The sequence below is a fragment of the Helicobacter sp. 23-1046 genome (assembly GCF_053654635.1).
Genome location: NZ_JBSIUS010000001.1, coordinates 718,836 through 734,216 on the forward strand (window position 1 = coordinate 718,836; position 15,381 = coordinate 734,216).

Consider the following 15,381-nt stretch of genomic DNA (forward strand, 5'->3'; position numbering starts at 1 on the left):
TTTCCTTTAATTGCTTTTATTCTTTTATTTCATTGCTTTTAGCATCTAGTATCATTGCACGCTCGCATTCTACCACAAAACTATCAAATCCTCTCGTATCGCGCAAGTGAAGTTTTTGAATATGTGCGATTTGCGAATGAATGACTTTAGCAAAGATTCCAATATCACGCTCAGGGAAAATCGGCAAAAACATTCGCACATAAATATCGCCCATATTGTCAAATTTGTGTCCATCTTTAAGGCAAAGCACATTATGTCCTACAAATCCAAGTTTAGCGGTGTTTGCTAGCGGGGGGAGGGTGCGCTCTTCCTTTTTGATAAGTCGCTCAAGATTCTCAATTTTTTTATACATTTCAACTAAAATTTCAAACAACACTTCTTCACCAGAATCCAATTTCCCCTTAGCTCCCCTCGAATGTATCCATTTCATCATCGGTGTTTCACTTAAGTTTGCTAAAGCACTAAATTCATCTTGGAATGTTTTGATATTTGTTTCATTGACAAATTCATAGGTAATTTGAGTGTGGGTGCTCCCTAGCCGTGTTTGAATGTCAAATGTTTGAAGTATTTGCTTAAAATCACTCGCCAAAATGAGTGGTGTCTCAAAGCTAGATTCCATAATGCAATCCCCCATCAATAAGAATAAATGTCAAAAAAACAAATCCTAAATATCCATTCGTAGTAAAAAATGCTCGTGGAATATTCTCAAAGTCTTTATGCACTAAGTATTGCTCATATATTAACATTAGCGCGCAAACACAAAGCCCTATATATGAAAAGACACCAAGCACTTCTGTTTGCGAGATGAAAAATGCCCAAAATACCACCGCACAGAAATGAAAGATTCTTGAAATATATAAAGTAGTTTTTGCACCAAATCGTGCTGGAATAGAATGTAGGCGATGCTTACAATCAAACTCTATGTCTTGTAAAGAATATAATAAATCAAAGCCCGCCACCCAAAACATCACCGCAATGCAAAGTGCTAAACACCAAAATTCCATACTACCTAAAATCGCAATGCAACCTGCAATAGGAGCAAGTCCAAGCGAAAGTCCTAACACGATATGCGCCATTGATGAAAATCTTTTCATAAACGAATATCCACCCAAAATCACCAAAAACGGCAATGAGAGATAAAACGCTAAATCATTAATATAATATGAGGTAACAACAAAAATCGTGGCATTAAGCGCGCAAAAAATGACAAGTGGTGTAGCAGAAATGCGTCCATCAACACTTGGACGACTTTTTGTGCGCTCATTAAGAGCATCAATATCTCTATCAACTAAACGATTAAAACCCATTGCAAAATTTCTCGCGCTAATGAGTGCAAGGGCACAAAGGAGTAGGGTAGGGAAACCAAACCAAATGCCTGCGTGCTTTTGCAAGCTTGCCACAACCATAGCCACAAGGATAAAGGCTGCAGAAAACGCTGTATGCTCAAACACAACTAATTCGCTAAAGTGTTTCACTTTTTGCCAAAGGCTCATTTATCGCACCCCTAGTGGAATCTACAGATTCTCTTAGATTTTGTAAATGAAATTCTAACACAAAATTTACTTGGTAAATGAATTTTGTAAAAAAAAACACTATAATACGCGCGTATCCTATGGATAACCCACTAAAACATAGGATACCTGTGAGTTGTCATCACTGAATCTTGTTGTACCGAGCAATAGAAAAAACTTTTTCGTAACCTCCTTTCGTAAAAATAAAACTAATGCAACCAAAACAAAAAAATATCCAAAGTATTTGGCACAACAAGGACAACTCACAGAAACCAGAAACTTGCCTTAAACAAAACGCTGAAATAAAATTGAGAATACTTAAATTCATTTATGAAAACTATAATTTTCAAATTACTATTTATCTATCCGTCCCGACTTCATATTTAAAATTACACAAAAAAGTTTCAAAGAGTTTTTATGCTACAATGTTGCTTTTAACTCTTTTAACCCAAAATAAAGGGCTTAAAACTTAAATGACAAATGTATTTAAGGTATTGCTGGCGTTTTTGTGTGTTTGGCTTTTGAATGCGTGTGCTTATAATGCCAACTACACAGAATCTAAAATCATCACGCCAGCGCACATCGACAGCACGCTAGAGAGCATACAAAAGGATAAATGTATGGAGTATGTGAAATTTTCTATCCACTCAAACACGCGTCAAAAATCTCAACAAACACCACACAAAAATCGCTCTATTTACACTAATGAGCACATTGATATACTCTCCGCACAAAAGGTTACCTTTAGCGATGTGTGGAAATATTACAGGTCTAAAAATGCCAAAAACACCAAACCATCAAAGCCATTGCCTATGGCAAATAAAGATTTTATCAGCTTAGATTCTGAACTTTTTACAAAAGATTTTGTCGTATGGCTCGGACATTCATCACTGTATATCTCTAGTAATGGTGTGAATATCCTCATTGACCCTGTTTTTAATACCTATGCTTCACCCCTACCCTTTATCAATCGCGCATTCAAGGCACATAAAACCTACACATTAAGGGACTTTCCACCCATTGACATTGTGCTTATCACGCATTCACATTATGACCACTTGGATAAAAAGTCGATAAAGTCCCTTGCCAAAGTCGCTCAACTCTTTGTCGTGCCTGAAAATACCGCGCCATTACTACAAAAATACGGAGTGGAAGCCAAAAAAATCGTTGAGCTCAATTGGTGGGAAGGCATAGAGCTCAAAAATGAGAATCTCACGCGTTTAAAAATCACCGCCACACCTTCACTGCATAGCACCAAACGACTTGGCTATAAGACAAATGAAATGCTATGGCTAAGCTATGTGTTAGAAACGAGAGAAAAGAAAGTTTTTCTCAGTGGTGATGGAGGCTATGATGAGCGGTTTAAAGAAATTGGCAGTTATTTTGGCGGGTTTGATTTGGTTTTGCTAGAAAATGGACAATACAACCAAGCGTGGAAATATTCCCACTCATTCCCAGAGCAAACTATACAAGCCGCACAAGAACTTCGCGCCAAAGTGCTTCAACCAATCCATTGGGGGCGGTTTATGGCTGGCTCTCACGGCTGGAATGAGCCTGTAGAGATACTAGGCAATCTTGCCAAAGAGCGTGATATAGGCTACAATGTCCCACAAATTGGCGAAGTGTATATCATTGGCAATACGCCCAAAGATACGCGTTGGTGGGAAGGATTTTAGTGTTTAGATTCTCAGTGGTGAGAGGAAATGCAAACAACAAAAAATGGACTACATTGCACTTAGGCATAAAGTTTTACGCAAAAACTCTACACATTGTTCTAATGCCATTTTGCGATGCGAGAGAGAATCTTTATTGGGCATTTGGGCGAGCGTTTGTGTATAGCCATCAGGGATAAAGATTGGGTCATAACCAAAACCCTTGTCGCCAGATTTTTGCGTTACTACCCTGCCCTTTAAAATCCCCTCAAAGTGCTCGCATAATGGATTTTTTACTTCATTTAATTTACCAAAAAGACACATATTTGCCACAAAGGTGGCATTTGAAGATTCTAACCCCCTTAAGCCCAACTCATAAACTACCCGTTCCACATTGATAGAATCTGTGTCTAGCGTGCGTGGAAGAGTGGCTTGATAGCGCACCCAAGTATCCACATTATCATCATCAAAGTGTGTGTGAGGGCTACCACAGGCAAAATTATGGATATTTATGTCTTTAAACCTCGCGCTATACACGCTAGGCGCACCATTTAATGCCTCTATACAAAGTCCGCTGTCTTCACTTAGCACTAAGAAGTTTTTAGTGCTCTTTTCATTGCTAAAATACTCACTTAACGCTTCATATATCACTTTGGCTTTGATTTTGGCATTCTGTGCGAAAGTGCTTCCGTTTTCAACGATTTCAAAAGGCTTTATAAAATCGCTAAAACTCACAACTTCAATGCCCTTTATCTCATAATGTGAAAAAATATTGTTAATTTCAATGCGCTTATTAACATTTGAAGTGGCTAAAATGATATACATAAGTATCCTTAAGCTAAGTGTCTTTGAGAATCTGGTGTCCTCGGCGGGATTTGAACCCACGACCTCTCGATTAGGAATCGAACGCTCTATCCAGCTGAGCTACAAGGACAAATCACTTAGAATGCAGATTCTACTTACATTTTTCACACAAATCAATATTTTTTTGCCTTTTTGCATTAAAATACCGCTGTAATAAATACATCAAAAAAAGACAATCTAAAAACAAAAGGATAGATATGAGTCTAAAAGTAGCAATAAATGGCACAGGACGCATTGGACTTTGCTCTGCGAGAATCATTGGAAATAGAGATGACATAGAGCTTGTGGCGATGAATACCACTGCTGATATTGACACACTTTTACATTTGTTGCGCTATGATTCTGTGCACGGACGATATGAAGCACACAAAGTCGATGATAGCACACTTTGCATTGGCAAATCTAAGCGTGTAAAGATTCTAAGCGACAGAGACCCAAGCAAACTTGATTTTAGTGCGTTTGGGGCACAAGCTGTGATTGAATGCACGGGCAAATTTAATGCACTTGATAAGGCAAGTGTGCATTTGCGCGATACAATCAAACGCGTCATCATCTCTGCCCCAGCGCAAAATACCCCGACTTTTGTCTATGGAGTAAATGAACACAACTATAATGGCGAGGCTGTTATTTCTAATGCTTCTTGCACGACAAATTGCCTCGCGCCTATCGCTAAGGTTTTACACGAAAATTTTGGCATACAATCCGCGCAAATGACAACTATTCACAGCTACACCAATGACCAAAATCTCCTTGATGTGAAGCATAAAGATTGGCGCAGGGCGCGAGCGGCAAATCTTAGTATGATTCCCACTTCTACGGGAGCGGCAAAGGCGATTTCACTCGTTATCCCAGAGCTTGAGGGACGATTTAGTGGTTATGCCCTGCGTGTGCCTACACCCGATGTGAGTCTTGTGGATTTAAGCGTGAATCTTAGCAAATCCACAAGCAAAGAGCAAATCAATACACTCTTTATAGACGCAGCAAAGGCGCGTCCAGATATTTTTTATGTCGATAATGAACAATGTGTATCAAGTGATTTTATCAGCACAAGTTATAGTGCTATAATCGTGCCCGATAAAACAAATGTCGTTGGCGAGAAGTTTGCTAAGATTCTCGCGTGGTATGATAATGAAATGGGATATTCTAGTAGATTGGTTGATATGTGTGTTTATGCACTTTTGCACTAATGTTTAATCTTAAAGAAAGGCAGTAAATGTTGGAATTTGAGCAAGATTTTTACATAGGTTCTTTTGATATAGATACTCCAAATAAACAAATTGAAGCGTTGTTTGCCAAAATATTGCAAGAGCGAGAAGAACAAGCAAGCGGATATTACGCCCTACCCTTTAGTAATCGTGCCTCGCAAGATTGCGAAGAATTTATCCAATCTCGCAAAAAGATTCTCAAAAATCTTAAAAATCTTGTGATTATTGGCATTGGAGGGAGTTCTCTTGGACTTAAAGCCATTGATTGCTTATTGCGTCATAAACCTCATAAAAACACACAACGCCACGATTCACGCCCTAACCTTATATTTTTAGAGCATACAGATGCGCTTATGATTCCACATTTGCTTACAAACTGCAAGCGTAAAAACACACTTTTTATCGCTATTTCTAAGTCTGGGACGACTATTGAAACTTCAAGTCTGCTAAAATATGTCATCAATGAATTTAATCTCTTAGAATCTCATAAAACAAAAAAACACTTAGCCATTATTACAGATGTTGATTCTGCTTTAGCGCGTTTTGCTAAAGAAAAAGACATCGCGCATATCACTATTGCGCCTAATATCGGTGGCAGATTCTCTGTGCTTAGTGCTGTGGGGATACTTCCACTAAGATTGCTCGGCTATGATACATACGCGCTTTTGCAGGGGGCGCAATCATTTATGGAACTCTTTTTTGCGCGCAAGGAGGAGCACATTTTATACAAGGCATTCTTTCTTGCAAAAAACCACATTCAATATCCAATGAGCGTGCTTTTTTCTTATTCAAGCATTTTTAAAGAATTTAATGCGTGGTTTGTGCAGTTATGGGGGGAAAGTTTGGGAAAAATTGACAAACAAGGCAACAATGTAGGCTTAAGTCCCATAGGGCTTATTGGGAGCATTGACCAGCATTCATTTTTACAACTTATCGTGCAGGGACGCGCTGATAAAAGTGTGAGTTTTCTTTCACTCTCGCCACACGCTATACCAAAAGATTCTCCAGAAATTCCAAATCTTAGCTTACCACATTTGCAATCCACAGATTTTATCAATAAAGTGAAATTTTGTGAGCTCTTAGAAAAGCAAAAATGCGCGACATTAGAGACACTTCAAGCCCAAAATATCCCTGTGGATAGCATTGAGTTAGAATCTTTAGACGAAGTGAGTGTAGGTGGGCTTATAGCATATTTTGAACTACTTACATCTGCGACAGGTTGTGCGTTAGAGATAAACACTTATGACCAGCCCGGCGTAGAGTTTGGTAAAAAGCGATTGAGGAAAATGTTTAAATAACGCGAGATTCTTAACACAATAATTTACAACGCCACTACTTTTTGCTTCACTCTTTGGATTATCCAATCTGGCGTGCTTGCTCCTGCGGTGATTCCGCATATTTTTTTGTTTTTAAACCACACATTTTGCAATTCTTTTTCATCTTCGACAAGATAGCTATTTTTGCAGTTTTTCTTGCAAATCATTAAAAGTTGTTTTGTGTTTGAGGAATTTTTCCCACCCACGACTATCATTATATCCACTTCTTTGCTTAGTGCGTCTGCGGCATATTGATTCTCAAATGTCGCGTTGCAAATAGTGTTAAAAACTCGCACTTCAGCCACACGCATAATAAGATAACTCGCAATTTGCCCAAAAATCTCTGGTTGTTTGGTTGTCTGTGAGATAAGCGCGATTTTCTTGCCTAAACGCAAATGACTAAGCTCCTCCATATTTGCCACTACTTTTACAGCCGATTTAGAATCTTGTGTATTTGATTTTGTATTCGCATAACTTACCACGCCCTTGACTTCAGGGTGCTCCTCATCGCCAAACACGATAATATCATACCCCTTAGCACTCATTTCCTCGACTATCATTTGTGGTTTGCGCACAAATGGACAAGTAGCATCTATGACTTCAAATTTTTGCGATTGCAAACGCTCTAAATCCTTTTTGGGAATCCCGTGAGTGCGCACGATAAGCTGCCTACCCTTTTGGAGATTCTCTAAAGTTTCACTTGTATCGACATTGTAATCCATTTTCAAACGCGTGATTTCTTTTGCATTGTGGATAAGCGGTCCAAGTGTGATAGCATTTTTATGCTCTTCAGCAATTTTGATAGCACGCTTCACGCCAAAGCAAAAACCATAATTTTGCGCCAATCTTACTTCCATAAAATGTCCCTTTTAAGCGTTGTGTATTGTAACGGTTGTAATTTTACCTAAAAGCTCTAAAAAATTAGGAAATGAAGTGTCAATGCACTGCGTATCTGTAATCTTTGCTCCGCATAATAACGCACCAATAGCAAAGCTCATAGCGATTCTATGGTCCCCGTGAGAATCGATAGTGCCAGATTTGAGCTCGCCACCTTGCACGCTAAATCCATCTTCAAATTCCTCACATTCAATCCCCATAGCACGCAAACCCTCAACCACACTTGCAATCCTATCAGATTCCTTCACGCGCAATTCTTTAGCGTTACAAACCTTGCTTTTCCCATTAGCACAGGCAAATGCAATAGCCAATGCGGGAATCTCATCAATAAGCCACGAGATATTTTCACTCACATTCACCGCCTTTAGTGGAGCATAGCGCACCTCTATATCGCCAATATCCTCGTAATGTGAGCTTTTGAGATGATAAGAAATCTTTGCTCCCATTTTTTCTAACACTTTATACGCCTCAATGCGCGTAGGATTAAGCAATATATTTTCTATCACCACACAGGAATCTGGCACTATGCACGCAGCAAGTGCGAAATAAAATGCGCTAGAAGGGTCGGCAGGGATTGTGAGTGAAAAGGATTGAAGTTTGGCATTTTTAGGCAACGATTGGAATCGCAGTGTGTGTGATTGCGCATTTTGCGAGGTTGTGAAATTCACTCCCATAGCTTGCAATATACGCTCTGTATGGTCTCTGCTTAAAAGTGGTTCGCTAAAAGTATTTTCCCCGCCACTCTCTCCAGCAAAAAGTCCCGCGAGAATCATTGCGCTTTTTACTTGAGCTGATGAAATTTTGCTCTCATAAGAGAAGTTTTGCAAATGTTTGCCAATGATGGTAAGCGGAGCAAATGCACTGCCCTCTCGCCCATAAATACTCGCACCAATACTGCTAAGTGGCTCAACAATGCGTCTCATAGGACGAGCATTAAGATATTTATCACCACTTAGGACAAAATACCCCTTAATCCCTGACAAAAGCCCTGTATATAGTCGCATAGCAGTGCCAGCATTGCCACAATTAAGAATATCACGGGGCTCTAAGATTCTCTCATCTATGCAATCTGTGCTTTGCGGAGTGAAAATAAAGCTATTTTGTGCGGTTTGTTTAACCTCCAAACCAAGTGATTGGGCGATTTTTAATGTATCAAGTGTATCCTCGCCAAGCAGATAATTTTGCACTTCGCACTTTCCATTGCTTAAAAGCGCAAACATAGCCACGCGATGAGATATAGATTTATCTGGGGCGATTGCGTCAAACGCACAATGAAATTTCTTACTCGCGCTTATACTTATATTTCGCATTTGATTCCAACATCTTAAGTTTTAAGTTTGGCATCAAATTTTTGCTCTAAGAGTGCCAAAACCGCATTGGTGGAATCTACCAAATCTTTTTCTTCTAAGGTTTTTTGCATCGATTGCAAGATAAGACGAATGCTTAGTGCAATAACCCCCTTAGATTGAGCATAAACATCCACAGGATAAATATTTTGCAAATGCGGAATCTGTGCTAAAAGCACTGCTGTGCGAATTTTATGGAAAGGAATATCATCGCTAAGAAGCAAGGTCAAATCCCTCTGTGATTTTTGATATTTTGAAAAATCCTTAAAATGCGGGATTTTTGCATATTGCTCATCAAGTAATACCTCACACACAAAGCAATCCTCAATCTCTAAACTTGGGTGCAATTTGCCTATAAATCCTATGCACTCATCGTTTTGAAAAATAAACGCACATTGATATGGGTGCAGTATATGTGGGAATTCCCCATCGCTCTTAAAGCCAAATTTGCTCAATAATTCATCTTTAAGTGGTGTTTGTAAGGCGTTTTGCAAGCTAAACTCTCCAACTGCACTGCAAATTATGTTTGCCACGCTAAATATATCCCATTTTTTGGGTTTTATATTTGGATAGCATTCCTGACTTAGTGCTCCATTTAGAAGCACACAAAGACGCGTGCTCTCCTCTCTTTTAGCATTATATACCGAGCCAATCTCAAAGAATCGAATGTTTTTAAATCCAAGATTCTTATTGCGCTTAGTAGATTCTATCATTGCTGGGATAAGGCTAGTGCGCAAAGTATCCATTTCACTGCTAATTGGATTTTGCAAATCTAGCTCATTTTCTACACACGCAAAGCCAAGAGAATCTAAATGTGCCAAACTAGCAAAGACATAATGCACGCACTCATAGAGCCCGTGCGCCAAAAGAGACTTTGCAACATTGCGTCTATAAGTATATCGTGCGTATGGGAGTGTAAGCTGAAGCTGTTCGCTAAACGCACACGGTTTTGGAGTGATATTATCAATCCCATAGATTCGTAAAATTTCCTCCGCTAAATCCTGTGTATTACTTATATCGTGGCGATATGGTGGCACAGAAGCGATGAAAAAACTTTCGCTACCCGTTACTTCTAACTCAAATTTCAATCGCTTCAAAATTGAACTCATTTCTTCTTTGTCAAGCACATCGCCAATGATATGGGTAATGGAATCAAAGGTTGTTTTAATTTTGTTTTCTTGGTCATATTGGTCAATGTTGTGCGTGCCTGAATACACCAAAGTTTTAGAATCTTGTAACATTGCCCTACATAAAATATTCATTCCTTGCTCTAAGTCTGGATTACTCCCTCGTGTAGAGCGATAGGCGATATGTGGCGTGGTTTTTAGTTTGTGGTTATAAATGGCTTCGGCGATGATTTTTGGTGGCGCATAACTTGCCTCTATAACGATAATCTCATTTTTGCAATCAAACTTTGTATCATTGTGAAAGATTCCCACTTGAGAGAGAATCTTATCCTTTGTGCAAATTGTTTCCACACCATTTTTATCCTTTTTGACATAGAGTTGTGCTTCAAGGGAATCTTCATCGCTATCACGCAATCGACACTCATCAAGTTTATATGCGTTAAATATCACTCCACTAAGATACCGCCCATATTCTAAGAAACTCTGCACTACATCATCTTTGAGTGTATCATTAAAGCCTAAAACAAGAGCCACAGAGAGTGGCAAGGAAAATGAATTGATTTGAGCCACACGATACAGCAAGTGCGAGTAAAGTTTGTTTTCGACATTTATCCCAAGCACGCGTCCAAGCCCAAGAGACAAAATATTATCAATGTCGTTAATAGACTTTAAACGCAAGTCAAAATACGCACTTATATCGCGTGCGATTCCTAGCACACTTAGGCAATCACCACGATTTGGAGTGATAGAAACTTCAATAGCATAATTATTAAAAAACTCTAAATCGCAAAGTTGCTGCCCTATACTAAACTTCCCAATGCTAGAATCGAGCACCATAATCCCATCATTGATTTTAGGCAATCCTAACTCCACACTTGAGCAAATCATTCCACAGCTTTCTACGCCACGCAGGGTAGTTTTTTTAATTGTTAGCGGTTTAGATTCCTTATTGCTAGCTGGAATAGTTGCGCCCTCTAATGCGACCGCGACAAATTGCTCAACATCGACATTTTTCGCCCCACAAACAATTTGTAGCACTTCGCTCCCCACATCTACTTCACACACGCTGAGTTTATCTGCATTTGGGTGATAAGATTTGCTTATAACCTTGCCCACAACGACTTTTTGTGGAATCTCAAAAACCACCACGCTCTCTACTTCCAAACCAATAGTATTAAGCCCGACACACAGCTTGTCTAGTGAGAGAGAAGATATATCTATAAAATCAGAGAGAAGGTGCTTTGTAACAATCATTGCTTCCTCCTAAAATTGTTCTAATACGCGCAAATCACTCTCAAAGAAACTGCGCAAATCATTCACTCTACTAAGCAACATCGCAAATCGCTCTATACCAAGACCAAACGCATATCCACTTACATTTTCATACTCAACGGCTTTAAACACATTGCTATGCACGACACCACAACCCAATACTTCAAGCCAACCTGTATGCGAGCACACGCGACACCCTCCCTTGCCATTCTCATCGACACCATTGCAAAATACACAGGAAATATCCACTTCTGCACTTGGCTCTGTAAATGGGAAAAAACTCGAGCGAAAGCGCACACGCACATCACCAAACATATAGCGTAAAAAATCCTCTAAAATATATTTTAAATTCGCAAAACTTACCTTATCTTTTGAATCCACCACCAACCCTTCAATTTGATGAAACATTGGCGAGTGCGTTACATCATTATCCCTGCGGAACACCGCGCCCGGAGCGATAATGCGAATGGGAAGTTTAGCATTTTGCATTGTGCGGATTTGCACGGGGCTTGTATGCGTGCGAAGCAAAAGAGAATCTTTGAAGTAAAATGTATCTTGCATATCCCGTGCTGGGTGATATTTTGGGATATTAAGTGCTTCAAAGTTATGGAAGTCATCTTCTACGAGTGGTCCTGTTTGGAGAGAAAAATTCATATTGACAAAATATTCAATAATTTTATCCATTACTTGATTGATTGGGTGTCCGTTACTTGTAGCTTTTAGCGTGGTAAAAAGCGAGGCATCAACATATTGTTGCTTGAGGTTTTTTGCCACTTCCTGTGCGCTTAAGTCTTTTTTTGTCTTTTCAAGAGTGCTTTCAAAATGTGTCTTAAGGGCATTAAGTTCTTTGGCTACATCTTTTTTCACCTCTTCGCTAAGTTCCTTTAATTCAGCAAAGAGTGCGCTTAACTCACCCTTTTTCCCTACCATTTGGATTCTTAGATTTTCAAGTTCTTTTAAATCCTTTATATCTGTAAACGCCTTATCAATGCTTCCTGCAAGTGTTTTAATCTTTTTTTTCAAAACAATCCCTTTCTTTTAAAAGACTTATCCTCTTAATTTGGCTACACAAATCATAAAAATGCTTATATTGTAGCACAGAATTTATACATTTATAACTTCGAGCCAAATATTTCATACCCAACAGCACTTAAATACAATCCATTTGGGCTAATTGGTTGCCAAAATACGCGCTCTTTGGCATCAATTTGCCTAAGCAAATCTGCTTTTGTAATCTCACCGCGTCCAAAGGCAAAGATTGTCCCTAGCATTAGTCGCACTTGTGCGCGTAAAAAGCCATTTCCTCGCACCTTTACAATCAAATATTCTCGATAAGTGTAGCAACTTGCGCGAAAAATATGACGCGTATCACTTTTGCTCAGCGTGCCTTGCTTTTTAAAGAATCTAAAATTATGCTCACCTATAAAATATCCTAATGATTCTCGCACACGAGACATATCGCCATAATCTTCAAATCCAACAAAGCGAGCACATAGCACATTTGGCATTTTTTTGGTGGCGATATAACGATATTCTCGCCATAACGCATTATATCGAGGATGAAAATCATTTGGCACTCTCCATATACATTTGCAACAAATATGTGGATAAAGTTTTTGATTAAGCAACTCTTTTAATCGCACGAGATTCCAATGTATTTCACTCTCAAAGCTAATCATTTGCCCACTTGCGTGCACTCCCTTATCCGTGCGCCCAGCATACAAAAGCACTGAATCTATCCCCACGCTTTGCAGCACTTTGCTTAATTCGCCCTCTATCGTGTGTATATGAGAATCTGGCTGAATAGCAAATCCACTAAACGCACTCCCATCATAAGCAATCTTAGCTAATAATCTCATCATAATTTAATAATATGGCTTAATGCTCTTACGATAAAGCAGATAAGAAAGCATAAACCACGCACTAGGGATACATACAATGCCAATAAAAGGAAAATTCTCCGCGCTAATATAAAGCAACACAAAATACAAAATACTCGCACCAATCACATAAAAATACGACATATTAGATTGAAAACGCGGATTAGCCACGCCAAAAACAAGAATCAAAAATATCGAAGATAATGGAAAAAGTGAAAGCATCACACTTTGGGCGAATTTTCGCTTCTTGCTCTTAGAAGAGCCATCAAATGCGCTGTGCCAATAATCAACAAGTTGATATGCGCTTAGTTGTGGTTCAGCAATCACTTGGTAAATATTCATCAATTCATACCCAATCTTGCGGATTTCTTCCTCGCTAGCGAAATACGCTTCGCCATTCTCTAATATCAACTCAAAGATTCCATTCTCATTTTTCGTGCTTCCATTTTTAGCCACGACAAAGGACTCTGCGCTATCGCGCTTATCAAACCCACCCTGCGAATACAAAATAAGATTCTCATATTTTCGTTTGTCTGCCTTATCGACATACACAAGCCAATTCCCAATCTTTTGCCCGAGCTCTCCTGCGCGCAAATTCACATCTACATCGGTGCGTTTTTTAGAGACAAAGTTAATACTCGCACTCGATGAGAGTGGGACAACCACCAATGAAAAAACAAACAAAATTGCCGTAACAAGCAAAATAATGGGAGTGAATGCTTTAAGGATTGCAATAGGCTTCACTCCTAATGAAAAAAATACCATTAACTCATAATCATAAGCTAAGCGCGAGATTCCAAGCACTAAGGAAGCAAAAAATGCAATAGGAATAATAAAAGAAATACTTGAAGGTATCGAATAAGAAAAAAGTGTAAAAAGGTCTAAAAAGTCCATTTTCACCACATAAGTGCGACCAGCAATAGATATAAGCAACACCACAGACGCAATAAATAACAACACCAGCAAAAATGGGAAAAAGAGTTGAGAGAATGACAAAAACAAATAGCGTTTAAACATTCACTTCTCCTATTACGCTTATAAACTCATCTAAAAATTCCGCTCCACCAAAAAATACCGCGCAAACAGCGAGGAATAAAAAACTTACAAATGGAATCTTACGCCAAACAACGCGTTTTATAGCTTTCACACCAAACGCCACAATAAGCGCAAATACCGAAGCAACAAAAATGCTAAACACACAAAACTTTACTCCAAAAACCATTCCAATGCCACCCAATACGACAATATCTGCTTCGCCAAAAAGTTCTTTTTGCCAAAAAGATTCTAAAAAGACTTTAAGGACAAACAATATTCCCATTATAGCAAAGCCTTGTGTGATTTGCGTAATTTGCATAGAAACTAACATATCTGGTGTAAAAAAACCTACCATAATACTTATGAATAAAAACACCAAAAGTCCTCCATTTGGCAATGCTAAAAACTCCACATCAACAAGTGCCAACACAAATAAAACTACAAAAAATCCATACAAGAATAGCGAATAACACAAAAAAGCAGAATCTATAAGCACAAGCAACAACGCACAAATACCAAGACATAGCCCAAAAAGCCCATAAGGATTCCAAAAATTTTCACTCAAAAAGCGCGTAGTAAAAAAACTCGCTAAAACACCCACTATGAGCACAGGCACATAGATTTCAAGCATACACTATTGCCTTAAGATTCCATTACACACATCGACAAAAAGACATTGTGTAATCACAAGTGGCTTGCTTAATGCACCATCAATTTTCACAAAACGCGTGATATGCTGTTTGCCATCTTGTAAAAATGGCATTAAAAGCACACCGCCCTCTTTTAACTGTTCGATAATCTTTAGCGGGATACCCTGCGCACACGCGCTAAAAATCACGGCATCATAGGGTGCGTGCTCTTCCCAGCCATCTTGTCCATCACCAAGTTTGCTAAAAATATTATCCGCACTGAGAGCACTAAACCTCTTTCGTGCTTCTAAAAAAAGTCTCTCTATGCGCTCAATCGTGCAAACGCGTCTAAAAAGTTTAGAGAGAATCATCGCCTGATAGCCACTTCCACAACCGACTTCTAACACACTTTCCCCACCTTGTGGCATAAGGGATTGCGTCATTATCGCCACAGTAAGTGGAGAACTAATCCATTGAGATTGCTCTATTGGCAACGCATCGAGGCTGTATGCTTTGTCTAAAAAAATCTCTGGCACAAAAAATGCCCTATCCACGCTTTGCATAGCGTTTATTACTTTTGGCGATAAACGCACAAACCGCTGAATCTCATCTACCATTTTAACCAAATGCTGGGACATTCGCACCTC

General features: G+C 39.0%; 14 protein-coding genes and 1 tRNA gene. 3 read left to right on the forward strand and 12 right to left on the reverse strand.

Going from position 1 to position 15,381, the window contains the following annotated elements:
* Window positions 1-16 precede the first annotated feature (16 nt).
* Window positions 17-619, reverse strand: a complete 603-nt coding sequence (locus ACWIUJ_RS03500) for a hypothetical protein (RefSeq protein ID WP_454151676.1) — start codon at window positions 617-619, stop codon at window positions 17-19.
* Window positions 609-1,493: a menaquinone biosynthesis prenyltransferase MqnP gene (gene mqnP / locus ACWIUJ_RS03505; RefSeq protein ID WP_454151674.1), complete on the reverse strand. Its 885-nt coding sequence runs from the start codon at window positions 1,491-1,493 to the stop codon at window positions 609-611. Before mqnP ends, ACWIUJ_RS03500 begins: the two co-directional genes overlap by 11 nt.
* 491 nt (window positions 1,494-1,984) lie before the next feature.
* On the opposite strand from mqnP, the gene ACWIUJ_RS03510 reads away from it, so the two are divergent.
* The gene (locus tag ACWIUJ_RS03510; protein WP_454168989.1) at window positions 1,985-3,187 is read left to right on the forward strand and encodes an MBL fold metallo-hydrolase; all 1,203 of its coding nucleotides are present in this window, start codon (window positions 1,985-1,987) and stop codon (window positions 3,185-3,187) included.
* 48 nt (window positions 3,188-3,235) lie between these two features.
* On the opposite strand, the gene ACWIUJ_RS03515 is transcribed toward ACWIUJ_RS03510, so the two are convergent.
* Together ACWIUJ_RS03515 and ACWIUJ_RS03520 are read right to left on the reverse strand one after the other, a co-directional pair.
* Window positions 3,236-3,988 (reverse strand): non-canonical purine NTP pyrophosphatase, encoded by a 753-nt coding sequence (locus tag ACWIUJ_RS03515; RefSeq protein ID WP_454168990.1) that lies wholly within the window; start codon window positions 3,986-3,988, stop codon window positions 3,236-3,238.
* A gap of 32 nt (window positions 3,989-4,020) precedes the next feature.
* Window positions 4,021-4,097, reverse strand: a tRNA-Arg gene (locus tag ACWIUJ_RS03520).
* Between the two features lie 127 nt (window positions 4,098-4,224).
* Here ACWIUJ_RS03520 and gap point away from each other — a divergent pair.
* Both gap and ACWIUJ_RS03530 read left to right on the forward strand, forming a co-directional pair.
* Complete coding sequence (gap, locus tag ACWIUJ_RS03525) at window positions 4,225-5,214, forward strand: type I glyceraldehyde-3-phosphate dehydrogenase (protein WP_454168992.1); 990 nt, start codon at window positions 4,225-4,227, stop codon at window positions 5,212-5,214.
* A 26-nt stretch (window positions 5,215-5,240) separates the two neighbouring features.
* The gene (locus ACWIUJ_RS03530) at window positions 5,241-6,530 is read left to right on the forward strand and encodes a glucose-6-phosphate isomerase (protein WP_454168994.1); all 1,290 of its coding nucleotides are present in this window, start codon (window positions 5,241-5,243) and stop codon (window positions 6,528-6,530) included.
* 23 nt (window positions 6,531-6,553) lie between these two features.
* On the opposite strand, the gene ACWIUJ_RS03535 is transcribed toward ACWIUJ_RS03530, so the two are convergent.
* The 8 genes from ACWIUJ_RS03535 to ACWIUJ_RS03570 form a co-directional block, all read right to left on the reverse strand.
* Window positions 6,554-7,405, reverse strand: coding sequence for a 4-hydroxy-3-methylbut-2-enyl diphosphate reductase (locus ACWIUJ_RS03535; RefSeq protein WP_454168995.1), 852 nt, complete (start codon window positions 7,403-7,405; stop codon window positions 6,554-6,556).
* Between the two features lie 12 nt (window positions 7,406-7,417).
* Window positions 7,418-8,755, reverse strand: coding sequence for a 3-phosphoshikimate 1-carboxyvinyltransferase (gene aroA / locus ACWIUJ_RS03540; RefSeq protein WP_454168996.1), 1,338 nt, complete (start codon window positions 8,753-8,755; stop codon window positions 7,418-7,420).
* Window positions 8,756-8,769: 14 nt separating this feature from the next.
* A complete protein-coding gene (pheT, locus tag ACWIUJ_RS03545; protein ID WP_454168998.1) occupies window positions 8,770-11,172 on the reverse strand; it encodes a phenylalanine--tRNA ligase subunit beta in 2,403 nt (800 codons plus the stop codon).
* A gap of 9 nt (window positions 11,173-11,181) precedes the next feature.
* Window positions 11,182-12,120 (reverse strand): phenylalanine--tRNA ligase subunit alpha, encoded by a 939-nt coding sequence (gene pheS, locus ACWIUJ_RS03550; protein ID WP_454169712.1) that lies wholly within the window; start codon window positions 12,118-12,120, stop codon window positions 11,182-11,184.
* 182 nt (window positions 12,121-12,302) lie between these two features.
* On the reverse strand, window positions 12,303-13,052 hold the full coding sequence (gene truA, locus ACWIUJ_RS03555) for a tRNA pseudouridine(38-40) synthase TruA (RefSeq protein ID WP_454169000.1): 750 nt from the start codon (window positions 13,050-13,052) through the stop codon (window positions 12,303-12,305).
* Between the two features lie 3 nt (window positions 13,053-13,055).
* Window positions 13,056-14,087: an LptF/LptG family permease gene (locus ACWIUJ_RS03560; RefSeq protein WP_454169002.1), complete on the reverse strand. Its 1,032-nt coding sequence runs from the start codon at window positions 14,085-14,087 to the stop codon at window positions 13,056-13,058.
* Window positions 14,080-14,736: a prepilin peptidase gene (locus ACWIUJ_RS03565; RefSeq protein WP_454169004.1), complete on the reverse strand. Its 657-nt coding sequence runs from the start codon at window positions 14,734-14,736 to the stop codon at window positions 14,080-14,082. The genes ACWIUJ_RS03560 and ACWIUJ_RS03565 overlap by 8 nt, the downstream gene beginning before the upstream one ends.
* A gap of 3 nt (window positions 14,737-14,739) precedes the next feature.
* A complete protein-coding gene (locus ACWIUJ_RS03570) occupies window positions 14,740-15,372 on the reverse strand; it encodes a protein-L-isoaspartate(D-aspartate) O-methyltransferase (protein ID WP_454169006.1) in 633 nt (210 codons plus the stop codon).
* Window positions 15,373-15,381 lie beyond the last annotated feature (9 nt).